The sequence below is a fragment of the Hydrogenophaga pseudoflava genome (assembly GCF_031020795.1).
Classification (GTDB): domain Bacteria; phylum Pseudomonadota; class Gammaproteobacteria; order Burkholderiales; family Burkholderiaceae_C; genus Hydrogenophaga; species Hydrogenophaga pseudoflava_A.
Window position 1 is genome coordinate 86,961 of sequence record NZ_JAVHJP010000002.1, and the last position, 20,243, is coordinate 107,203.

The 20,243-nt window shown below is 66.5% G+C and carries 23 protein-coding genes; 10 read left to right on the forward strand and 13 right to left on the reverse strand.

Annotated elements, in window-relative coordinates; all coding sequences use genetic code 11:
• Positions 1–77 precede the first annotated feature (77 nt).
• From RCO38_RS06110 to RCO38_RS06135, 6 genes are read right to left on the reverse strand one after another with little or no spacing between them, the layout of a single operon-like run.
• Positions 78–1,082 carry a transketolase family protein gene (locus tag RCO38_RS06110; protein WP_308327427.1) on the reverse strand — a complete coding sequence of 335 codons (1,005 nt, stop codon included), beginning with the start codon at positions 1,080–1,082 and terminating at the stop codon, positions 78–80.
• An 11-nt stretch (positions 1,083–1,093) separates the two neighbouring features.
• Positions 1,094–1,933: a transketolase gene (locus RCO38_RS06115; RefSeq protein ID WP_308327428.1), complete on the reverse strand. Its 840-nt coding sequence runs from the start codon at positions 1,931–1,933 to the stop codon at positions 1,094–1,096.
• A gap of 39 nt (positions 1,934–1,972) precedes the next feature.
• Positions 1,973–3,232 carry a TRAP transporter large permease gene (locus RCO38_RS06120; protein WP_308327429.1) on the reverse strand — a complete coding sequence of 420 codons (1,260 nt, stop codon included), beginning with the start codon at positions 3,230–3,232 and terminating at the stop codon, positions 1,973–1,975.
• Positions 3,233–3,261: 29 nt separating this feature from the next.
• Positions 3,262–3,777, reverse strand: a complete 516-nt coding sequence (locus RCO38_RS06125) for a TRAP transporter small permease (RefSeq protein WP_308327430.1) — start codon at positions 3,775–3,777, stop codon at positions 3,262–3,264.
• Positions 3,778–3,809: 32 nt separating this feature from the next.
• Positions 3,810–4,796, reverse strand: coding sequence for a TRAP transporter substrate-binding protein (locus tag RCO38_RS06130; protein ID WP_308327431.1), 987 nt, complete (start codon positions 4,794–4,796; stop codon positions 3,810–3,812).
• 47 nt (positions 4,797–4,843) lie between these two features.
• Positions 4,844–5,593, reverse strand: coding sequence for an SDR family NAD(P)-dependent oxidoreductase (locus RCO38_RS06135; protein ID WP_308327432.1), 750 nt, complete (start codon positions 5,591–5,593; stop codon positions 4,844–4,846).
• Between the two features lie 123 nt (positions 5,594–5,716).
• Here RCO38_RS06135 and RCO38_RS06140 point away from each other — a divergent pair, with 123 nt between their 5' ends.
• On the forward strand, positions 5,717–6,601 hold the full coding sequence (locus RCO38_RS06140; protein ID WP_308327433.1) for a LysR substrate-binding domain-containing protein: 885 nt from the start codon (positions 5,717–5,719) through the stop codon (positions 6,599–6,601).
• Positions 6,602–6,834: 233 nt separating this feature from the next.
• On the opposite strand, the gene RCO38_RS06145 is transcribed toward RCO38_RS06140, so the two are convergent.
• A complete protein-coding gene (locus RCO38_RS06145; RefSeq protein WP_308327434.1) occupies positions 6,835–7,767 on the reverse strand; it encodes a LysR substrate-binding domain-containing protein in 933 nt (310 codons plus the stop codon).
• A 122-nt stretch (positions 7,768–7,889) separates the two neighbouring features.
• Here RCO38_RS06145 and RCO38_RS06150 point away from each other — a divergent pair, with 122 nt between their 5' ends.
• The 3 genes from RCO38_RS06150 to ttdB are packed head-to-tail and all read left to right on the forward strand — an operon-like array spanning position 7,890 to position 10,398.
• Entirely contained in the window at positions 7,890–8,867 is a 978-nt protein-coding gene (locus RCO38_RS06150; RefSeq protein ID WP_308327435.1) for a Bug family tripartite tricarboxylate transporter substrate binding protein, read from the forward strand.
• A gap of 26 nt (positions 8,868–8,893) precedes the next feature.
• Positions 8,894–9,793 carry a L(+)-tartrate dehydratase subunit alpha gene (gene ttdA / locus RCO38_RS06155; protein WP_308327436.1) on the forward strand — a complete coding sequence of 300 codons (900 nt, stop codon included), beginning with the start codon at positions 8,894–8,896 and terminating at the stop codon, positions 9,791–9,793.
• A complete protein-coding gene (ttdB, locus tag RCO38_RS06160; protein WP_308327437.1) occupies positions 9,790–10,398 on the forward strand; it encodes a L(+)-tartrate dehydratase subunit beta in 609 nt (202 codons plus the stop codon). Before ttdA ends, ttdB begins: the two co-directional genes overlap by 4 nt.
• Positions 10,399–10,620: 222 nt before the next feature.
• On the opposite strand, the gene RCO38_RS06165 is transcribed toward ttdB, so the two are convergent.
• The 6 genes from RCO38_RS06165 to RCO38_RS06190 are packed head-to-tail and all read right to left on the reverse strand — an operon-like array spanning position 10,621 to position 14,461.
• Positions 10,621–11,334, reverse strand: a complete 714-nt coding sequence (locus tag RCO38_RS06165) for a YkgJ family cysteine cluster protein (RefSeq protein WP_308327438.1) — start codon at positions 11,332–11,334, stop codon at positions 10,621–10,623.
• 13 nt (positions 11,335–11,347) lie between these two features.
• Positions 11,348–11,596, reverse strand: coding sequence for an FmdB family zinc ribbon protein (locus RCO38_RS06170; RefSeq protein WP_308327439.1), 249 nt, complete (start codon positions 11,594–11,596; stop codon positions 11,348–11,350).
• Positions 11,583–12,026: an ArsC/Spx/MgsR family protein gene (locus RCO38_RS06175; RefSeq protein WP_308327440.1), complete on the reverse strand. Its 444-nt coding sequence runs from the start codon at positions 12,024–12,026 to the stop codon at positions 11,583–11,585. The genes RCO38_RS06170 and RCO38_RS06175 overlap by 14 nt, the downstream gene beginning before the upstream one ends.
• Positions 12,023–12,997, reverse strand: coding sequence for an ADP-ribosyl-[dinitrogen reductase] hydrolase (draG, locus tag RCO38_RS06180; protein WP_308327441.1), 975 nt, complete (start codon positions 12,995–12,997; stop codon positions 12,023–12,025). Before draG ends, RCO38_RS06175 begins: the two co-directional genes overlap by 4 nt.
• The gene (locus RCO38_RS06185; protein ID WP_308327442.1) at positions 12,990–13,835 is read right to left on the reverse strand and encodes an NAD(+)--dinitrogen-reductase ADP-D-ribosyltransferase; all 846 of its coding nucleotides are present in this window, start codon (positions 13,833–13,835) and stop codon (positions 12,990–12,992) included. Before RCO38_RS06185 ends, draG begins: the two co-directional genes overlap by 8 nt.
• 17 nt (positions 13,836–13,852) lie before the next feature.
• Positions 13,853–14,461, reverse strand: coding sequence for a hypothetical protein (locus RCO38_RS06190; RefSeq protein ID WP_308327443.1), 609 nt, complete (start codon positions 14,459–14,461; stop codon positions 13,853–13,855).
• Positions 14,462–14,894: 433 nt separating this feature from the next.
• Between RCO38_RS06190 and nifH the strand changes: the two genes are divergently transcribed.
• The 6 genes from nifH (at position 14,895) to RCO38_RS06220 (ending at position 20,235) form a co-directional block, all read left to right on the forward strand.
• Positions 14,895–15,776, forward strand: a complete 882-nt coding sequence (gene nifH, locus RCO38_RS06195) for a nitrogenase iron protein (protein WP_308327444.1) — start codon at positions 14,895–14,897, stop codon at positions 15,774–15,776.
• Positions 15,777–15,860: 84 nt separating this feature from the next.
• Positions 15,861–17,324 (forward strand): nitrogenase molybdenum-iron protein alpha chain, encoded by a 1,464-nt coding sequence (gene nifD, locus RCO38_RS06200; RefSeq protein WP_308327445.1) that lies wholly within the window; start codon positions 15,861–15,863, stop codon positions 17,322–17,324.
• Between the two features lie 33 nt (positions 17,325–17,357).
• Positions 17,358–18,917, forward strand: a complete 1,560-nt coding sequence (nifK, locus tag RCO38_RS06205) for a nitrogenase molybdenum-iron protein subunit beta (RefSeq protein WP_308327446.1) — start codon at positions 17,358–17,360, stop codon at positions 18,915–18,917.
• Between the two features lie 136 nt (positions 18,918–19,053).
• Entirely contained in the window at positions 19,054–19,371 is a 318-nt protein-coding gene (locus RCO38_RS06210; RefSeq protein ID WP_308327447.1) for a hypothetical protein, read from the forward strand.
• A gap of 10 nt (positions 19,372–19,381) precedes the next feature.
• A complete protein-coding gene (locus tag RCO38_RS06215; RefSeq protein ID WP_308327448.1) occupies positions 19,382–19,867 on the forward strand; it encodes a hypothetical protein in 486 nt (161 codons plus the stop codon).
• Between the two features lie 11 nt (positions 19,868–19,878).
• A complete protein-coding gene (locus RCO38_RS06220) occupies positions 19,879–20,235 on the forward strand; it encodes a hypothetical protein (RefSeq protein ID WP_308327449.1) in 357 nt (118 codons plus the stop codon).
• The last annotated feature ends 8 nt before the right edge of the window (positions 20,236–20,243 follow it).

Sequence of the window (20,243 nt, forward strand, 5' to 3'; positions counted from 1 at the left end):
TCAATGCGCTGACCTGGCGGACAGCTTCCGTCGTGAGCGGACATTCGACGGAAGCCCTGCAAACCGCTCTACGGCGTTCAACCCAGCCAGGTCTTGACGCGCTGGCTCAGCACCTCGGTGCTGATGCCGTATCGGTCGTGCAGCGTGGGCAGCGCGCCAGCGTCCAGGTAAGCGTCGGGCAGGCCCGCCAGCCGGAAGCGCGCAGGCGCCACGCCGTTCTGCAGCAGGCTGCTGGCCACGGCTTCGCCGAGGCCGCCGACCACCGAGTGGTTCTCGGCCACCACCACCAGGCGTGGTTTGCGCTGCACCTCGGCCAGGATCGTGGCTTCGTCCAGCGGCTTGATGGTCGGGCAGTGCAGCACCGCCACGCCGATGTTGTCGGCCTGCAGCGCCTTGGCCACTTCCAGCGCGCGCATGGTCATGAAGCCGCTGGAGACGATGAGCACCTCGTCGCCGTCCACCAGGCGCTTGGCCTTGCCCAGCTCGAACGAGTAGTCGTATTCGTCCAGCACCAGCGGCACGTTGCCGCGCAGCAGGCGCATGTAGACCGGGCCGTTGTGCGCGGCCATCTGCGGCACGGCCTGTTCGATGTCGAGCGCGTCGCAGGGGTCGATGATGGTCAGGCCGGGGATGCCGCGCATCATGGCGATGTCTTCGGTGGCCTGGTGGCTGGGGCCGTAACCGGTGGTCAGGCCGGGCAGGGCCAGGCACATCTTCACGTTCAGGTTTTCCTCGGCGATCACCTGGTGGATGAAGTCGTAGGCGCGGCGCGTGCCGAACACGGCGTAGGTAGTGGCGAACGGGATCAGGCCTTCCTTGGCCATGCCGCCGGCCGCGCCCATGAGCAGCTGCTCGGCCATGCCCATCTGGTAGAAGCGCTCGGGGTAGGCCTGCGCGAACAGGTGCAGGTCGGTGTATTTGGCCAGGTCCGCGGTCATGCCCACGATCTCGGGGCGGTTCGCGGCCAGTTCCACCAGGGCCTTGCCGAAGGGAGCGGCCTTGACGCGCTGCCCCTTGCCCGCGATGGACGCGATCATGGCGGAGGTGGTCAGGCGCGGTTTCTTTTCAGCGACGGTGTTCATGCGGCGGCTCCTTAGGGGGCGTTCTGGTCGAGGATGGCGAGGGCCTGCTGCCACTCGGGCGGGTCGACGCGGATGAAGTGGTTCTTATCGCGCGTTTCGAGGAAGGGCACGCCCTTGCCCATCAGCGTGTTGAACAGGATCACGCGCGGCTTGGCTTCTTTGAGGTGGCGCGCGGTGTCGAAAGCGGCGAGCACGGCGGCCAGGTCGTTGCCGTCGATGCGCTGCACGTGCCAGCCGAACGCGGCCCATTTGTCGGCCAGCGGCTCGAAGCCCAGCACCTTGGAGCTGGGGCCGTCGGCCTGCTGGTTGTTGATGTCCACCAGGCAGATCAGGTTGTCGAGCTGGTGGTGCGCGGCCGACATGGCGGCTTCCCAGGTCGAGCCCTCGTCGAGTTCACCGTCGCTCATGGAGTTGTAGACGAAGGCCGGGTTCTTCTTCTGCTTGAGGCCCAGCGCCATGCCCACGCCGATGACAAGGCCCTGGCCCAGCGAACCGCCGGAGATTTCCATGCCCGGCGTGTAGGTGGCCATGCCGCTCATGGGCAGGCGGCTGTCGTCGCTGCCGTAGGTTTCCAGCTCTTCCTGCGGAATCACGCCGGCCTCGATCAGCGCCGCATAGTGGGCGATGGCGTAGTGGCCGTGCGAGAGCAGGAAGCGGTCGCGGCCTTCCCATTCGGGGTTCTGCGGTTGCAGGTTGAGCGCGTGGCCGTAGGCCACGGCCAGCACGTCGGCCCAGCCCAGGGCCTGGCCGATGTAGCCCTGGCCCTGAACCTCACCCATGCGGACGGCGTAGCGGCGGATGCGATGGGCGCACCGGGCCAGCGCCGGCAGTTTGTCTGCGGCGGAAGTCATGGAAATCTCCTGTGTGGAAGCGGGGGGAAGAAGAAGCGGTCAGCGGAGGATGGACGCCGGCACGTAGGACACCAGTGCCAGGACCAGGAAGGCCACGAGGTAGAACGGGCCGAGTTCGCGCACCGTCTGGCCGACCTTGACCTTGGCCAGTGCGCTGGTGATGAACAGCGTGGTGCCCACCGGCGGGGTGTAGAGGCCGACGGCCAGGTTCACCACCATCATGATGCCCAGCTGCACCGGGTCCATGCCGATGCTCTGTGCCAGCGGCAGGAACACCGGGGTCAGCAGCAGCACGGCGGCGGGCAGGTCGATGAACATGCCGATGAACAGCATGAGCAGGTTCATGATCAGGATCACGATCCAGTCCTGGCTCACGTTCTGGGTGATCCAGTTGGCCACGCCGCTGGGCATCTGGTCGTAGGTGAGCAGCCAGCCGATGGCGGCGGACGCCATGATCACCAGCAGCACCACACCCGTGGCCAGGCCGGCAGAGACCACGGCGTCGTTCAGGCGCTTGAACGACAGGTCGCGGTAAACCACCACCGACACGACCCCGGCGTAGAGCGTTGACAGCACGGCCACCTCGGTCGGCGTGGCGATGCCAAAGCGCAGGAACAGCACGATCAGCACCGGCAGCAGCAGCGCGGGTGAGGCGTACATCAGGTGGGTGCGGAAGGCATTCCAGTCGATGGGCGTGGTGTCGCGCGGGAAGTTGCGGCGCTTGCCCACGAACCAGCACATGAACATGAAGCCGCCGCACATCAGGATGCCCGGCAGGATGCCGGCGACGAACAGCGCCGCGATGGAGGCGTTGGCCGTCAGTGCGAACAGGATCATCGGGATCGAGGGCGGGATCAGGATGTCGATGGTCGCTGCGGCGGCCAGCGTGGCGGCCGAGAAGGCCGGCGGGTAGCCCAGGCGCTTGTGCCAGGGGATCAGCAGCGAGCCGATGGCCGAGGCGTCGGCAACCGCCGAGCCCGAGACACCGCCGAACAGCGTGGACGAGAGCACGCCCACCTGCGCCGGGCCGCCGTGGAAGCGGCCGATCAGCGTGCTCAGCACGCCGACCAGCGCTGCGCCCAGGCGCCCGCCCATCATCAGCGAGCCGGTGAGCATGAAGAAGGGAATGGCGATCAGCGGGAAGCTCTGCACCTGCGCCACCATCTGCTGCACCAGCAGATCGAGCGGCACGCGGTCGGAGGTCGCTGCGGCGGCCATGGCGGCCACCAGCAGTGCGTGTGCGATGGGCACGGCCAGCACGGCCGCCCCGAGAAAGACGAACAGGATGAGGGCGCTCATGGCGGGTTCCTTGGCGTGGGCTGTGGGGCTTACCAGTGCGCTTCCGGCACGGCCGGCTCGGCGTCCGGGTCGTGCTCCACCGGTGGTGTGGTCCAGGCGTTCCAGGCCGACTTGATGGCCAGCAGGCCCAGCATCAGCAGCCCGGCCATGACGCAGCCGTAGGTGAACGAACCGGGCACTTGCAGGATGGGCGATTTCTCGTCGTGCACGATCTCCAGCATCTGGAAGGTGGACCAGGACAGCGTGGCGTAGAGCGCCGCGACCACCAGCCAGGTGCCGATGGCGGTCCAGCGGCGCAGCGCCGCTGGCACCGCGTCCATCAGGAAGCTGGTGGTGATGTGGGCGCCGTGCGCCGCGGCCAGCACCACGCCCGACATGACCAGCCAGGGGAACAGCAGCTCGGGCACCTCGTTGGCCCACTGCAGGCTGCTGCCGGTGCCATAGCGCAGCACGGTGTTGCCCACCAGGATCACGAAGATGACGGCCGTGCTGATCCACAGCATCAGCCGGCACAGGCCGACCACGGCGCGCTCGATCAGGTTCATGGGAAAGCTCCTTTGGGCGATCGGTGGGGTGCTCAGCGCGCGGCGGCGATCACCTTCTTGAGGTACGGGCCAATGGGCGTGGCCAGCCACTTGTCGTCCACCGCAGCGGTGGCCTTGGCGAAGGCGGCCTTGTCCACCGTCGTCACCTGCACGCCCTTGGCCTTGAGGTCGTCCAGCAGCTTGGCGTCGGCGTCGGCCGAGAGCTTGCGCTGCAGCGCGGTGGCCTCGGCGGCGGCGTCCTGCACGGCCTTCCTGTCGGCGTCGGACAGGCGGTCCCAGGTGCGCTTGCTCATCAGGAAGGGTGTCATCTGGAACATGTGGCTGGTCAGCGCCAGGTGCTTCTGCACCTCGTAGATCTTGCTGGCGTGGATATTGACCAGCGGGTTCTCCTGACCGTCCACCACGCCCTGCTGCAACGCGACGTACAGCTCGGCGAACTTGATCTGCTGCGCCTCGGCACCCAGCGCCTGCATGATGTCCACCAGCACCGCGTCGGGCGGGGTGCGCATCTTCAGGCCCTTCATGTCCTCGACTTTGCCGATGGGGCGCTTGCTGTTGGTCATGTGGCGGATGCCGTTGTCCCAGTAGCCCAGCACCACCATGCCCTTGTCGGCCGATTTCTGCGCCAGCTCCTGGCCCAGCGGGCCGTCGAGCAGCTTGAAGGCCTGCGCCGGCGTGGAGAACATGAAGGGCATGCCGTAGGCCGCGTACTCGGGCACGGCCACCGACACGGCGCCCTGCGAGTTGGCGGTCATGTCCAGCGCGCCGGTGCGCACAGCCGTGACCATGGCGGCGTCGTCGCCCAGCTGGGCCGAGGGCGCCACCTGCACCTCGATGCGACCGGCCGACTTGGCCTTCACCACCTCTGCGAATTTGACGGCCGCTTCGTGGCGCGGGTTGCCCGGCGCGGCGCCGTGGCCCAGCGTGAGTTTGGTAGCCTGGGCCTGCGCGGCCAGGGGCAGGGCTGCGGCCAGGGCGCAGGCGGCGAGCAGGGTGCGGGTGAAGGTGTTGCGTTGCATGGTGTTGTCTCCAGTGGTTGTGGGTATGTGTGAGGGAGCGGAAGCAATCAATGAATCAACATGCCGCCGTTCACGTCGAGCGTGATGCCGGTGCAGTAGGTGGACAGAGGGCTGGCCAGGAACACGCAGGCGCCGGCGATGTCGTCGGCACGGCCCAGGCGGGCCAGCGGGATGGTCTCGGCGATCTCGGCCTTCTTCTCTTCGGTGAGTTTGCCTTTAATGATGTCGGTACCGATCAGGCCGGGTGTGATGCAGTTGACGCGGATGCTCTCCGGGCCGAACTCGCGCGCCATGGCGCGGGCCAGACCGAGCACGCCGGCCTTGGCGGCCGAGTAGTGCGGCCCACCCAGGATGCCGCCGCCGCGCTGCGCCGATACCGACGAGATGCAGACGATGGAGCCGCTTTGCTGCTGGCGCATGGCGGGCAGCACGGCCTGCGACATGTAGAGCGTGCCGCGCAGGCTCACGTCGAGGATGCGGTCGTAGTCGGCGCCGGTGATCTCCAGTGTTTTCACAGGCTGGGTGATGCCGGCGTTGTTGACCAGCGTGTCGATTCGGCCGAAGGCCTGGAGCACGGCGGCCGCGGCAGCGTCGCACGAAGCCTTGTCGGTCACATCAGCGACCAGGCCGATGGCGCCGTGGCCGATCTGCGCGGCGGCGCCGGCCGGGTCGGCGCGCTCCAGATCGAGGATGGCGACCTTGGCGCCCTGTGCGGCCATGAGGCGGGCGGTGGCGAAGCCCAGGCCATTGACGCCGGCACCGCCGGTGATGATGGCCACGTTGTCCTTGAGCAGCATGTGTCTTGTCTCCATGAGTTGATCAGTGCTGGGAACGGATTCTCAAAGCCGGTCATGCTGATGACAAGCGATAAAAGGTCAGCGTAAGATGACATAACGTCATCTAACCACAGGGTTCACCCCATGGCCGCCTTGCCCCCCATTGCCAACCTGCAGGCCTTCGAAGCGGTGGCCCGGCGCCGCAGCTTCGCACTGGCCGCGGTCGAGCTGCACCTCACCGCCTCGGCCATCAGCCACCAGGTCTCGCGGCTCGAATCGCATCTGGGCGTGCGCCTGTTCGAGCGCAGCGCGCACGGCGTGCGCCTGAGCCCTGCGGGCGAGCACTACCGGTTACACGTGGGCGCGGCGCTCAACGCCATCGCCGCCGCCACCGACGACCTCAGGCAGGGCATCCGCAACAGCCTGTACGTGCACTCCGCGCCCAGCATCGCCAGCCTCTGGCTCATGCCGAGGCTGCACCGCTTCGCGCAGGCCTACCCGGACATTTCGCTCAACCTCTCGGCCGCCCACACACCCAGCGACTTCGCGCTCGGCCAGTCCGACATCGATATCCGCTACGGCATCCCGCAATGGGGCGACCTGGTGGTGGAGCCGCTGTTTGAAGAAGCCATCCTGCCGCTGGCCAGTCCGGCCTTCGTCAAGGCGCACAAGCTCAAGCGGGTCGAACAGCTGCTGGAAGTGCCGCTGATCCAGAGCAACGTGAGCATCGTGCAGTGGTCCGACTGGTTCGGCCGCTTCACGAAGCTGCGCGCGCCCGACCGCTTCGCGCTGCGCTTTGACAGGGCGCAGATGTCACTGGACGCGGCGACACAGGGTTTGGGTGTGGCGCTGGAAAGCGCCATGAACGCGGGTGGTCACCTGAAGGATGGGAAGCTCAAGGCGCCGTTCGGCATGGATCAGGCTGTCTGCGTCAAAGCCCACTTCGCGGTCTACCCCGATCGCCACGCCAAGCGCCCGACGGTCGAGGCGTTTCTCTCCTGGCTGCACAGCGAGGCAGCAAAGTCCTGATGAGCGCGTGCTTCTACAACGACACTGAGACCGCGTTAGGCTGACAGCCGAAGTTCACCAAGGGCGGCTATGCGGCATCTCAGTTTTTGTGCAGTGAATTCAACGGACTTTGCATATCGTCTCCGACAGCTATTGCGCAAATCCGCCTTCCAACGCTATGGCATGACCACTTGAGGCTTGGACCGGAGGCACATCTCAGTACTCTGATGTTCGCGAATACTTCAGCCGGTCACTCAGTCCGCCGTTCCCTGGCCGATTGGTGGCGAGAACGCCAAAGCCACAGAATCCACAAACGCCCGCACACGCGCAGCCATCTGGTGACGCTGCGGATACACAGCGTAGATGTCGGCGTCGGGCGTGAAGCACTGCGGGAGCACCTGCACCAGTCGACCGCTTTTCAGGTAGCGCTCAATGTCCCATTCAGCTCGCATCAGGATGCCGTGGCCGTCCAGCGCCCAGTTGACCGCGATCTCGCCGTCGTTGGTGGTCAGGCTGCCGCGGGTCTTGACCGCTTCGGTGATCGCTTGTTTGCCACGACCGTGGGTGAGTCGCCAGGTGCCGTAGGCCTCTTCGCCCTGGCGGATGCCGATGCAGTTGTGCCGCGTCAGCTCATGTGGCGTGCGCGGGGTGCCGTGTTTCTTCAGGTAGGCCGGTGACGCGCAGAGCAGGCGCCGGTTGGGCGCGATGTAGCGCGCGATCACGCGCGCATCGGGTGGCGCGCCGAAGCGGATACAGACATCGAAGGCGTCGTCGGTCAGCGGCGGCGGGTTGACCGAAAGCTGCAACTGCACGTCCACGCCGGGGTGTTGCCGCACGAAGCGTGAGATCAGCGGGGCGATGTGGGTGCGGCCGAAACCCAGTGTGGCGTTGATGCGCAGCAGACCCTGCGGGCTGGACTTGGACGCACCCAGCAGCTCGCCCAGATCCTGGATCTCGCCCAGGATGCGGCGCGCGTGCTCCAGGGTCAGCTCGCCCTCGGGTGTTAGGCCCATGCGCCGCGTCGTTCGGTTGACCAGACCGACACCCAGGCGCGCTTCCATCTGTGCCAGGCGCCGGCTGACCGCCGGCGTGGTGATGCCCAGCTCGCGCGCGGCGGCGCTCAGGCTGCCGGCGCTGGCCAGTACCGAGAAAAAACCGAGGTCGGCAGCCTGTATGCCTTCGCTCATGGTGCCTCCTGATTGTTGATTTCAACTTAATTATGGATTCAGTTTCTGGGTGATTGCTCGGGTGGTCTGAAATCTACAGTCCGTCCCGTCAGCACACATCCACCCACAACCGGAGACAAAACATGACCCCCTCGCTTCCCCGTCGCGCACTGCTCGGTTTGGCCATTGCCACTACCGTGGCGTCCGGCAGCGCTTTCGCGCAAGCCTTCCCCAGCAAGCCGATCAGCCTGGTGGTACCGTTCCCGCCGGGCGGCACCACCGACGTGTTGGCCCGTGCGCTGGGCGAGCGTCTGTCCACGGCGATGGGCACGCCAGTGATCGTGGAAAACAAGCCGGGCGCGGGCGCCACCATCGGTGCCGACTACGTGACCAAGGCCAAGGCCGATGGCCACATCCTGCTGATCGGCGCGGTGCACCACACCATCGCCACCAGCGTCTACCCCAAGCTGCCCTACAACTTCCAGAAGGACCTGGCGCCCATCACCACCATCGCCCTGGTGCCCAACGTGCTGGTGGTCAACGCCGCCACGCCGGTAAAAAACGTGGCCGAGCTGCAGAGCTTCCTCAAGGCCAAGCCCGACAAGGCCGTGTTCGGCTCCAACGGCAACGGCACGGCGCAGCACCTGATCGGAACGCAGTTCGAGAACCTCACCGCCATCAACCTCACCCACATCCCTTACAAAGGCTCCGGTCCCATGGCGACCGACCTGCTGGGCGGCCAGATCACCATGAGCTTTGACACCATCACGCCAGTGCTGCCGCACATCAAGGCTGGCAAACTGCGCGCCCTAGCCGTGACCACGGGCAAACGCTCGGCGGCGCTGCCCGACGTGCCCACGCTGGAAGAAGTGGGCCTCAAGGGTTTCAACATCGGCACCTGGTTCGGCGTGCTGGCGCCTGCCGCCACACCCAAGGACGTGGTGACCCGCCTGAACGCCGAGATGGTCAAGATCATCCACTCGCCCGAGTTCGTCAAACGCATGGACGAGATCGGCGCCCAGCCGATTGGCGACAAGCCCGAAGACATGGCGCGCCAGATCGAGCAGGAGACCGCCAAGTTCTCCACCCTCGTCAAAGCCGCCAAGGTCGTCATCGAGTGAACCCCGCAACCCTCAAGGAGCCCACCGTGGACAAAGCCACCGCTGTCGCCGATCTGACCGATCTGCTGGCGAAATTCACCTCGCACATCGGCAAGCGCCTGCCCACCGACGTGAGCCAGAAGCTCGGCGAACTGCGCGAGAAGGAAGTCAACTTCCTGGCCAAAGAGGTCTACGAGTCGATGCGCGCCAATCAGGACGCGGCCGACAAGCTGGACCGCCCGAGCTGCCAGGACACTGGCGTGATCCAGTACTTTCTGCAGGCCGGCGCCAACTTCCCGCTGCTGGGCGAGCTGGAAGAAATTCTGCAGGGCGCCACCGCCGGAGCCACCCGCATGGGCCCGCTGCGCCACAACGCGGTGGAGACCTTTGAAGAGAAGAACACCGGCACCAACACCGGCAGCAAGATCCCGTGGCTGGACTGGGAGATCGTGCCCAACTGCGACAGCGTGACCATCGACGTCTACATGGCCGGCGGCGGCTGCACGCTGCCTGGCAAGGCCACCGTGCTGATGCCGGGCCAGGGCTACGAAGGCGTGGCCGAGTTCGTGTTTGATGTCATCACCTCGCGCGGCGTCAACGCCTGCCCGCCGCTGCTGGTGGGGGTGGGTGTGTCCACCTCGGCGGAGACAGCGGCCCGCCTTTCCAAAAAGGCCATCCTGCGGCCGGTGAACGCGCGCAATGCCAACGAGAAGGCCGCCCTCATGGAAGACCTGCTGACCGAAGGCCTGAACGAACTGGGCCTGGGCCCGCAGGGCCTGACCGGCAACAACAGCGTGATGGGCGTGAACATCGAATCGTCCGCACGCCACCCGTCCACCATCGGCGTGGCTGTCTCCACCGGCTGCTGGGCGCACCGCCGTGGCCGCATCAAGATCAACGCCGACTTGACGCACGAAGTCATCTCGCACAAAGGATTCCAGTCGTGAAAAAAATTCTGACGACCCCCATCAAAGACGAAGACCTCGAAGCCCTGAACATCGGCGACGTGGTCTACCTCACCGGGACGCTGGTGACCTGCCGCGACGTGGCTCACCGCCGCCTCATCGAACAGGGCCGCGAACTGCCGGTGCAGCTCAAGGGCGGCGCGATCTTCCACGCTGGCCCCATCGTGCGCAAGAAGGACGACGGCGACTACGAGATGGTCTCCATCGGCCCGACCACCAGCATGCGCATGGAGAAGTTCGAGAAGGCCTTCATCGAACAGACCGGCGTGAAGCTGATCGTGGGCAAGGGCGGCATGGGCCCCGAGACGCAGCAGGGTTGCCTGGAGAACAAGGCCGTGCACGCCATCTTCCCCGGTGGCTGCGCGGTGCTGGCCGCCACGCAGGTGGAGAAGATCGAGGCCGCCGAGTGGACCGACTTGGGCATGCCCGAGACCCTGTGGGTCAACCGCGTGAAAGAGTTCGGCCCGCTCATCATCTCCATCGACACCAAAGGCAAGAACCTGATCGAGGAAAACAAGGCGGTCTTCAACGAGAAGAAGAAGCCGATCCTGGAGCGGATCAACCAGCAGGTGCGATTCATCAAGTGACCTGACAGCCTTCAAAAGTCGTCTTGCAGCTCAGAAGCCGCAGTGCCCAGCACTGCGGCTTCTGTCTTTATTCACCAGGTGCCAAACGGAACGACAGCAATGAGTCGTACATCGTGCACTCGCACTTCGGTTTCAACAGACTGCAACCGCTGCATTGCGGCCGTCGACGGGCAGTGTGGGCAGCCTCGCCGAACCGACGGTAGCCCGCCGCAGCGCCGGGCCTCAATGCCGCATCTCATCAAACCCTGCCGCCATGGCCTCGCGCAGCTCCAGATCGGCTGCCGCATCCGCCAGCGGGTCTTCCCCTTGTTTCCACACGGCCTGTGCGTCGGGCCGGTCCAGCGCCAGCACCAGGGCGTGGTTGAGTTCGTAGGCGCCCCAGGCTTTGCCCTGGTCGCGCAGCGCGGCTTGCAGGGCGGCCTGCAGCAGCAGGCGCACCAGGCGGTGCGGGCCGGAGAAGGGCACTTCCTCCACGCGGCCAGCCGCGGCGTCGGCGCAGGCGCGCCGGTCGTGTGAGGCGTGGCCCCGGCAGGCCAGGGGCCGCGCGCGGTGGATGAGGCACACGCCCTGGACGACGAAGGCGCAGCGGCGGCGCGCGGCCACGCGGGCGGTCTCATTCAGGCCGCGGGTGGCGGCGTCGGCGTCGCGCACGGCTGCAATCAGGTCGATGCCATGGCGTTGCAGGGCGGGGGCGGTGGCGCGCAGGTAGTCGGCCAGCACAAACACTTCGGGCGCCAGGGCGGTGACGCGCAGCGTGCAGCAGCTGGCGCAACCCTTGGCGCAGTCCACCGGGGGCTGGCCTTCGCACTGGATGGCGACGTTGCCGTCGAAGCTGTCCCAGGCCTGCAGCAGCCTGCCCTGGGTGGCCAGGGTGTGCGTGAAGGCGGCGCGCTGTTCGCGGAAGAAGGCTTCGGCGCCGTGGTCGGTGGTGCTCATGCGGTTCCTGCTGTCAGACGCTCTTGCCCTTGAGCAGCCGCGCGCGTTCGGACGGGCTGTAGTGGTTGAAGTGGCCGGCCGCGTCGGCCGCGCGGCGGTTGGACATGCGGATGGCTTCGATCTTGCCGGCCGGGGCGATGCGCGAGACGCACTTCTCCAGCTCGGTGCTGGCGCAGTGGGGGCAGGTGGGCACGGTGCTGGCGCGCACCAGCAGCTCGAAGTCGGCGTTGCAGGCTTTGCAGTGGTAGTCAAACAGCGGCATGGTGGTCTCCGGTGCGGCAGGCGTGGGTGGGGGAACTGCAGCCTTCGAGCGAGGCCGGGCGCTGGGCCGAGGGGGTCAGACCGACCCAGGCGCTGACAGCGTCGGTGTCGAAGCCGACGTGGCGGCTGCCGTCGGCGGTGTTCTGCATGAGCGGGCGGCGAATCAGCAGGGGTTCGGCGATCAGCAGGGCGAGGGCGGCGTCGGCGTCCAGCGCTTCGGGCACGACCTCGCCGGTCTTGATGCGCGGGGCGGCGCGGTTGAACCAGTCGGCCACGGGCAGCGGCGCCAGGAATTCCAGCAGGGCTTCTCGCGTCCAGTGCGCGGTCAGCAGGTTGCACCGCTCCAGCGTGTGGCCGGCGGCCTCCAGTGCGGCGCGCTGGCGGGCGTTGCCGCCGCAGCCGGGTTTTTCGAAGAAGACGAGGTGGCTCATGCGTGTGCTCCGGTGCGGACGGCGGTGGTGTCGGACAGCTGGTCGGCGAGGGCCAGCAGGCCACTGGTCTGGTCGGTGATGGCGCGCACGGTGGCCGGCTGCAGGCGGCTGACCCAGCGCCAGGGCAGGCGGCTGGCGCCGCAGCGCGCGCCGGCCAGCATGCCCACCAGGGCACCGGTGGTGTCGGCGTCGTCGCCCTGGTTGACGGTGGCGATGATGGCGTCCTCCACGTCCTCGTGCGTGCGGACGAAATGCAGCACGGTCTGCACCGTGTCCACCACGTAAGCGGTGGCGCGGCCGCGGTAGGGCGTGTGGCGGAAGGCCGGTTCTTCGGCCACCCACTGGTCGATGCGCTGACACAGGCGCGCATGGTCGTCGCCCGCGATCAGCCCGCGCAGCAGCCGGCCCAGGCCCAGCGTGGCGGCGTCCGACAGCGGGTGGTGGTGGGTGACATGGGCCTGCGCGATGGACAGGCGCTCGAACGCGGCGCGGTCGCCCAGCGTGACCAGGGCCACGGGCAGGTTGCGCATGGCGGCGCCGTTGCCACCGTCGCCGTCGTTGGGCGGGCCGCTGAGGCTGCCTTCGTGCAGGAAGCGCAGGATGCCGCGGCGGCAGGTGTTGCCGCAGTCCACCGGGCCGGCGCGCCACCAGCCGACAAAGGCCTGGCCGATGGTCTGCACCAGCGCGTCGTCCTGGCCGTCGCGCAGGGCGGTGATGCCGCCGGTGCCGCCCTGCAGCAGCGCGTCGCCCAGGGCCAGGCTCATGGTGGTGTCGTCGGTGACCTGGCCGCGCGCGAGCTTGAGCCAGCCACCACCGACGATGTCGCGGTGGGTGCCGTAGTGCAGCAGGATCTCGCGCGGGCGCATGAACTCCACGGTGGCGCCCAGGGCGTCGCCGATGGCCAGGCCCAGGTAGGCGCCCAGGGCCTTGTCGAAGCGGGCGTGAAAACGGGCGGGGTGAAGATCAGCCATAACGCGCCACCACTTCGTAGTCGCCGCCCAGGGCCAGCACCTCCTGTTCGCCCTGCAGCACCTGGCCGGTGAGCAGGCCCGGGAACACCAGCAGCTTGCTGGCGGGCACCTGCACCTCGAACACCCAGTCGCCGAAGCAGCCGGCGTCTTCTTCCGAGAGGCTGAACGAGACCAGGTTGTTCAGCCGCACGGTGCAGTGGCGGCCGCGCAGCGAGCCGGCCACCAGCTGTTCGTCGCAGCGCGTGCTGCCGCGCCACAGCCGCACATGGGGCGCCCCCGCAGCCGCATGGCCAGGCAAGCCGAAGCGCTGCAACGCCCACTGGCAGAACTCGAACAACAGGTCCAGCTGCTGGTGGATGTTGTTGTTGTGCAGGCGGCTGAATGTCTTCTCTTCGAGGTAGGTGACCCAGGCCGGCGACGGAAAGCGCTGCAGCGGCTGGCGGTGGTGCGTGGGCACCAGGCCGAAGCGGCTTTCCACCCAGCCCTTGAGCACGGCTCCGGCGGGGCTGGCGTTGTCCATGCCCCAGGCCTGCAGCAGCTTGCGCCAGCTGCTGCGCCAGCGCCGGCGTTCGGCCGGCCCCAGGTCGGCCGCCTCGTGGGCGGCGGGGCTGCGCAGGCCGAAGGCGATGTCGAGGTAGTGCACGAACACCTCCGCCGCGTCGTTCAGGCCCTGGCAGCGCGCGAGCAGGCCGAACAGGCCGGGGTGGCACTCGCGCGTGCCGGCGATGGACAGGGGCACCGGGTGCGCGTTGAACGCGGTGCTGGCCAGCACCCGCGCAGGCACGCCCACGAGGTTGGTGCTGTACCAGCGGTGGGGCTGGACCGGTTCATCGTCCATCGCGGCCGGTCAGGCGCTCAGACCGGCCGGTTCTCGTTGACGTTGCGCACCGGGCCCATGAGCGCCAGGCCTTCGTCGTAGGTGATGGTGTCGTAGGTGACGTCGTACTGGAGCGCGGCGTCGGCCACGGCGTCGAGCTTGCCGGCGGTGTCCTTCTTCTTGAGGTCGCCCTTCTCCAGGTAGAGCAGTTCGAGCATCTCGTTGTAGACCGTGTTCTCCAGGATGGGCAGCACGTAGAACATCGCGCCCTTGTACGGCACCTGGTACTTCTTGGAGAGGTCCAAGTTGTCGCAGAACAGGAAATACTTGCCGCCGGCGGTCAGCGTGTCGCCCAGCGTCTCTGCCACGTCCTTGAGCGATTCGAAGGACAGCAGCCAGCCGCAGAAGAAGGGCAGGTGCTTCTCGCCGGCGCGGGCCACGGCCATGACCTGGTCGCAGGTGAGTTCGGGCGGGCGGGCTTCGTCGGCCATCTTGGCGGCGAAGCGCAGCGCCAGCTCACCGCGGAAGCCGAAGCGGCCGTCCACATGGGTGGGCGCCTTGAGCACCGGGTTGAGCAGGCGGCCTTCGGTCTGGAGACGGGCAAAGGCGGTGTCTTCGATCGCGACGGGGGCGGTGAGGGTGGTCATGGCGGTTCCTGGTGGGTTGGGAAAGAAAGCTCACCGGCCCTGTCTGCAATGAACGTACCAGCCCCCTGCATGCCCACGCGCGCATGACGCGCGCGCGAAGGCGCTTCAAACCCGACACAAACCCCTCGCCACTGGCCTTCGCAGGCGTGCCCTTTGCGACGCGCCGGGCGGCCTTTGTCGCATTCGGAACAAAGCCGGACGGCACTGCGAAAGTGCCTGCGAAAAGAGGGTTTTCTCTCTGAAAAACAAGCACTTGCGTTGGGTGAGGCAGGGGCCGGAACGGCATGGCACGGAAGGTGCAAAGGAGTGGCTGCGCGGACACAAGTCCGGCCGATGCGTGATCCAGATAAGAAGACCTATAGGCACGTCAGGCTGACCTGGTCGCGGTGTATCGCAACCTTGGTTTCAACCCTTCCTTTCTTGGAGAACTGACATGGCTTCCCTTCGTCAAATCGCCTTCTACGGCAAAGGTGGCATCGGCAAATCGACCACTTCCCAGAACACCCTCGCGGCCCTGGCCGAGATGGGCCAGAAGATCCTCATCGTCGGCTGCGACCCCAAGGCCGACTCGACCCGCCTGATCCTGCACGCCAAGGCCCAGGACACCATCCTCTCGCTGGCCGCCGAAGCCGGTTCGGTGGAGGACCTCGAGCTGGAAGACGTGATGAAGATCGGCTACCGCGACATCCGCTGCGTCGAGTCCGGCGGTCCGGAGCCGGGCGTCGGCTGCGCCGGCCGCGGCGTGATCACCTCGATCAACTTCCTGGAAGAGAACGGCGCGTATGACGGCGTGGACTACGTGTCCTACGACGTGCTGGGCGACGTGGTGTGCGGCGGCTTCGCCATGCCCATCCGCGAGAACAAGGCGCAGGAGATCTACATCGTGATGTCGGGCGAGATGATGGCCATGTACGCGGCCAACAACATCTCCAAGGGCATCCTGAAGTACGCCAACAGCGGCGGCGTGCGCCTGGGCGGCCTGGTGTGCAACGAGCGACAGACCGACAAGGAACTCGAACTGGCCGAGTCTCTGGCCAAGATGCTGGGCAGCAAGCTCATCCACTTCGTTCCGCGCGACAACATCGTGCAGCACGCCGAGCTGCGCCGCATGACCGTGCTGGAGTACGCGCCCGAGTCCAAGCAGGCCCAGGAGTACCGCACCCTGGCCCAGAAGGTCCACGGCAACGCCGGCAACGGCACCATCCCCACCCCCATCACCATGGACCAGCTGGAAGACCTGCTGATGGAGCACGGGATCATGAAGACCATCGACGAGTCGCAGGTCGGCAAGACCGCCGCCGAACTGGCCGCCTGACCGTTCCGAGGACCGCCTCCGGTGCGCCCTCGCGCACCGGGGTGCGGGACACCCGAGTCTCCCCACCATCCACTGGAGTTCCCCATGACCGCCACCGTTGAAGAGCGCAAGGCCGCCAACAAGGCCCTGATCGATGAAGTGCTCAAGGCCTATCCCGAAAAGATGGCCAAGCGCCGCGCCAAGCACCTGAACACGTTCGAAGAGGGCAAGCCCGACTGCGGCGTGAAGTCCAACATCAAGTCGCTGCCCGGCGTGATGACGATCCGCGGCTGCGCCTACGCGGGCTCCAAGGGCGTGGTGTGGGGCCCCATCAAGGACATGATCCACATTTCCCACGGCCCCGTGGGATGCGGCCAGTACAGCTGGGCCGCGCGCCGCAATTACTACATCGGCATGACCGGTGTGGACACCTTCGTGACGATGCAGTTCACCTCCGACTTCCAGGAGAAGGACATCGTCTTCGGCGGCGACAAGAAGCTCGACAAGATCATCGACGAGATCCAGGAACTTTTCCCGCTGAACAAGGGCATCTCGATCCAGTCGGAGTGCCCGATCGGCCTGATCGGCGACGACATCGAAGCCGTGTCCAAGAAGAAGAGCAAGGAGTACGAAGGCAAGACCATCGTGCCCGTGCGCTGCGAAGGTTTCCGCGGCGTCAGCCAGTCGCTGGGCCACCACCTGGCCAACGACGCCATCCGCGACTGGGTGTTCGACAAGACCGACCCGAACAAGCGACCCGACTTTGTCTCCACCCCGTACGACGTGGCCATCATCGGTGACTACAACATCGGTGGCGACGCATGGTCCAGCCGCATCCTGCTCGAAGAGATGGGCCTGCGCGTGATCGCCCAGTGGTCCGGCGACGGCACCATCGCCGAGCTGGAAAACACCCCCAAGGCCAAGCTCAACGTGCTGCACTGCTACCGCTCGATGAACTACATCAGCCGGCACATGGAAGAGAAGTACGGCATCCCATGGTGCGAGTACAACTTCTTCGGCCCGACCCAGATCGAGAAGAGCCTGCGCGAGATCGCCAGCCACTTCGACGACGCCATCAAGGCCAAGGCCGAAGAAGTGATCGCCAAGTACAAGCCGCTGATGCAGGCCGTCATCGACAAGTACAAGCCGCGCCTGCAGGGCAAGAAGGTCATGCTGTACGTGGGCGGTCTGCGTCCGCGCCACGTGATCGGCGCCTACGAGGACCTGGGCATGGAAGTGGTCGGCACCGGCTACGAGTTCGGCCACAACGACGACTACCAGCGCACCACGCACTACATCAAGGACAGCACGCTGATCTACGACGACGTGACCGGCTACGAGTTCGAGCACTTCGTCGACAAGATCAAGCCCGACCTGATCGGCTCCGGCATCAAGGAAAAGTACGTGTTCCAGAAGATGGGCGTGCCCTTCCGCCAGATGCACAGCTGGGACTACTCCGGCCCCTACCACGGCTACGACGGCTTCGCCATCTTCGCCCGTGACATGGACATGGCGATCAGCTCGCCCATCTGGGGCCTGACCAAGGCGCCCTGGAAAAAAGCCGCCTGATCCCACGCAACACCATTTGTTTAGGAGAGCGTCATGCCCCAATCCGCCGACAAGATCCTCGACCACGAACTGCTGTTCCGTGAGCCCGAGTACCAGGAACTGTTCAAGAACAAGAAGGAACAGTTCGAATACAACCACAGCGACGAGAAGATCGGTCAGGTCATCGAATGGACCAAGACCGAGGACTACAAGCAGAAGAACTTTGCCCGCGATTCGCTGACCGTGAACCCGGCCAAAGCCTGCCAGCCGCTGGGCGCCGTCTACGTCGCCAACGGCTTCCACAAGACCCTGAGCTTCGTGCACGGTTCGCAGGGCTGCGTGGCCTACTACCGCTCGCACTTCTCCCGCCACTTCAAGGAACCGACGTCCTGCGTGTCCTCGTCCATGACGGAAGACGCGGCCGTGTTCGGTGGCCTGAACAACATGGTCGACGGCCTGGCCAACGCCTACAACCTGTACAAGCCCGACATGATCGCGGTGTCCACCACCTGCATGGCCGAGGTGATCGGTGACGACCTGAACGCCTTCATCAAGACGTCCAAGGAAAAGGGCTCGGTCCCGGCCGAGTTCGACGTGCCCTTCGCCCACACCCCGGCCTTCGTCGGAAGCCACATCACCGGCTACGACAACGCACTGCTGGGCGTGCTGCAGCACTTCTGGGACGGCAAGGCCGGTACCACCGAGAAGCGGGAGCGCGTGCCCGACGACAGCATCAACTTCATCGCCGGTTTCGACGGTTTCGTCGTCGGCAACATGAAGGAGATGCGCCGCATCTTCGGCCTGTTCGGCGTCAAGGTGAACGTGCTGTGCGACCCCTCGGGTTCGTGGAGCACCCCGACCGACGGCGAGTTCCGCATGTACGAAGGCGGCACCACCAAGGAAGAGGTGATCGCCGGCCTGCACGCCAAGGCCACCATCGTGTTCCAGGAGTTCTGCTGCGAGAAGACCAGCAAGTACCTCGCCGAGAAGGGCCAGGAAGTGGTCGTGCTCAATGCCCCGGTGGGCGTGGCCGGCACCGACGAGTTCCTGATGGCCATCAGCCGCCTGACGGGCAAGCCGATCCCGGCCGAGCTGGAGCTGGAGCGTGGCCTGCTGGTCGACGCCATGGCCGACAGCCAGGCCCACCTGCACGGCAAGCGCTACGCCCTGTACGGCGACCCGGACCAGATGATCGGCTACGCCCAGTTCCTGCTGGAACTCGGCGCCGAACCGGCCCACGTGCTGGCCACCAATGGCAACGACGTCTGGGCCGAGAAGGTGCAGAAGCTGTTCGACAGCTCGCCCTACGGCGCCGGCTGCAAGGTCTATCCCAAGCGCGACCTGTGGCACATGCGCAGCCTGCTGTTCACCGAGCCGGTGGACTTCCTGATCGGCAACACCTACGGCAAGTACCTGGAGCGCGACACCGGCACACCGCTGGTGCGCATGGTGTTCCCGATCTTCGACCGCCACCACTACCACCGCTTCCCCACCTGGGGCTACGAGGGCGGCATGCGCGTCCTGGTGAACCTGCTGGACGAGTTCTTCGAGACCCTGGACGCGAACACGATCGTGCCCGGGAAGACCGACTACTCGTACGACATTATTCGGTAGAGGACTCCCCCCTGCGCCGCTGCGCGGCTTCCCCCCGGAGGGGGGACGCAGCCAGTGGCCTGGCAGAGCCAGTTCCACGGCTGCCCTGGAGCTGGCTCCCGCTTTTTTCGAGGTGTCCCAGTTTTCGGAGGTCTTGATGGGTGCAACTCTGGTGAAACACACGCAGGACGGCCGTCTGGTCGAGGTGATCGATGGCTGGGTCTGTCTGGCGGGGCTGAAGGAGGCCGACACGCTCGTGCCGGTGACCGAGCATCCGAACCGGCAGGCCATCCTGGCGGCGGTGCCGGGGGCCACGCACATGGCCGGGCGCCTGCCGCTGACGCACGAGGAAGCCGCGATTGCGCAGGGCGCGATGACGGCCGGGCAGCGCACCATCGACACCAGCCCGGTGGCGATTGCGCAGCGCCTGCGCCGGGCGATGTGGGCCAAGGCCGTGGCCGAGGGCGTTGAATGAGCGCGCGGCCATGATTTATGTGATCGAGTGCCCGCCTTCGGGCGAACCCATCGCCTGGTTCGCCTACCACCTGGCCGACCTGGCCCGCAAGGTCGCGGCACGCGACCCGCTGGAGGCCTGGGAGATTCATGACGAGGTGACGCCGCGCGCGCTGCTGGAGGCGTTGGGCCATGAGCGGGTGGACGCCGCAGCCCGCGACGCGTTTCCCTCGGTCTGCGCGCTGGGTGACCAGTACGGCTGGGACACCACGCTCTACCGTGCCGACCACCTGCTGGGCCGTGGCGTGCTGAGTCCGGACCCTGTGGATGAGCGCGCGGCGTTGTTGGCCGCGCTGACGGCCCGGCCGGGAGAGTGCCGTGTGTACTGGAGCGACGAGGAGGCGGTGCTGGCCACCGAGGGCGCCGACACCTGGTTGTGTGCGCCCGGCCGCTGGCGCGCACGGCATGCGTTGCACCAGCAACTGCTGTCGCTGGAAGTGCTGGCCGACAACCTCTAAAAGGAACGCCCATGCTGCACCGCATGCAGTGCGACATCGTGCGGATGGCGGGAGAGAAGATCCGCTCGCTGCTGGCCGAGATGCAGACGGAGGATGAGCTGTTTTCCAGCGAGGCCACACTGCACGCGGTCGAAGCGCAGCTGCTGGTGATGTCGCAGACCCTGGCGCACCTGGCGCCGGAACTGCATGCCCGGCTGCACCGCATCGACTGGCAGGGCTGGGGGCAGTTGCACCACCTGCTGGAAACGGATGGCCAGCCGCGTCGCGAGGCGGTCTGGTACGGCGTGCGGGCGCTGGTGCCGGCGACGCTGGAACTGGTGGCCGATTTGCGCAAGCGCGAGCCGGCCTGGTTCGGGATCGATTACTGAAGAAAGCA

Coding starts and splice junctions, on each gene's coding strand:
- RCO38_RS06130 (WP_308327431.1), bottom strand. CDS start 4,796: ATGCAACGCAACACCTTCACCCGCACCCTGCTCGCCGCCTGCGCCCTG.
- RCO38_RS06135 (WP_308327432.1), bottom strand. CDS start 5,593: ATGCTGCTCAAGGACAACGTGGCCATCATCACCGGCGGTGCCGGCGTC.
- RCO38_RS06125 (WP_308327430.1), bottom strand. CDS start 3,777: ATGAACCTGATCGAGCGCGCCGTGGTCGGCCTGTGCCGGCTGATGCTG.
- RCO38_RS06175 (WP_308327440.1), bottom strand. CDS start 12,026: ATGAGCCACCTCGTCTTCTTCGAAAAACCCGGCTGCGGCGGCAACGCC.
- RCO38_RS06145 (WP_308327434.1), bottom strand. CDS start 7,767: ATGAGCGAAGGCATACAGGCTGCCGACCTCGGTTTTTTCTCGGTACTG.
- draG (WP_308327441.1), bottom strand. CDS start 12,997: ATGGCTGATCTTCACCCCGCCCGTTTTCACGCCCGCTTCGACAAGGCC.
- RCO38_RS06170 (WP_308327439.1), bottom strand. CDS start 11,596: ATGCCGCTGTTTGACTACCACTGCAAAGCCTGCAACGCCGACTTCGAG.
- RCO38_RS06185 (WP_308327442.1), bottom strand. CDS start 13,835: ATGGACGATGAACCGGTCCAGCCCCACCGCTGGTACAGCACCAACCTC.
- RCO38_RS06165 (WP_308327438.1), bottom strand. CDS start 11,334: ATGAGCACCACCGACCACGGCGCCGAAGCCTTCTTCCGCGAACAGCGC.
- RCO38_RS06120 (WP_308327429.1), bottom strand. CDS start 3,232: ATGAGCGCCCTCATCCTGTTCGTCTTTCTCGGGGCGGCCGTGCTGGCC.
- RCO38_RS06215 (WP_308327448.1), top strand. CDS start 19,382: ATGATTTATGTGATCGAGTGCCCGCCTTCGGGCGAACCCATCGCCTGG.
- RCO38_RS06110 (WP_308327427.1), bottom strand. CDS start 1,082: ATGAACACCGTCGCTGAAAAGAAACCGCGCCTGACCACCTCCGCCATG.
- nifH (WP_308327444.1), top strand. CDS start 14,895: ATGGCTTCCCTTCGTCAAATCGCCTTCTACGGCAAAGGTGGCATCGGC.
- nifD (WP_308327445.1), top strand. CDS start 15,861: ATGACCGCCACCGTTGAAGAGCGCAAGGCCGCCAACAAGGCCCTGATC.
- RCO38_RS06190 (WP_308327443.1), bottom strand. CDS start 14,461: ATGACCACCCTCACCGCCCCCGTCGCGATCGAAGACACCGCCTTTGCC.
- nifK (WP_308327446.1), top strand. CDS start 17,358: ATGCCCCAATCCGCCGACAAGATCCTCGACCACGAACTGCTGTTCCGT.
- RCO38_RS06220 (WP_308327449.1), top strand. CDS start 19,879: ATGCTGCACCGCATGCAGTGCGACATCGTGCGGATGGCGGGAGAGAAG.
- RCO38_RS06210 (WP_308327447.1), top strand. CDS start 19,054: ATGGGTGCAACTCTGGTGAAACACACGCAGGACGGCCGTCTGGTCGAG.
- RCO38_RS06140 (WP_308327433.1), top strand. CDS start 5,717: ATGGCCGCCTTGCCCCCCATTGCCAACCTGCAGGCCTTCGAAGCGGTG.
- RCO38_RS06115 (WP_308327428.1), bottom strand. CDS start 1,933: ATGACTTCCGCCGCAGACAAACTGCCGGCGCTGGCCCGGTGCGCCCAT.
- RCO38_RS06150 (WP_308327435.1), top strand. CDS start 7,890: ATGACCCCCTCGCTTCCCCGTCGCGCACTGCTCGGTTTGGCCATTGCC.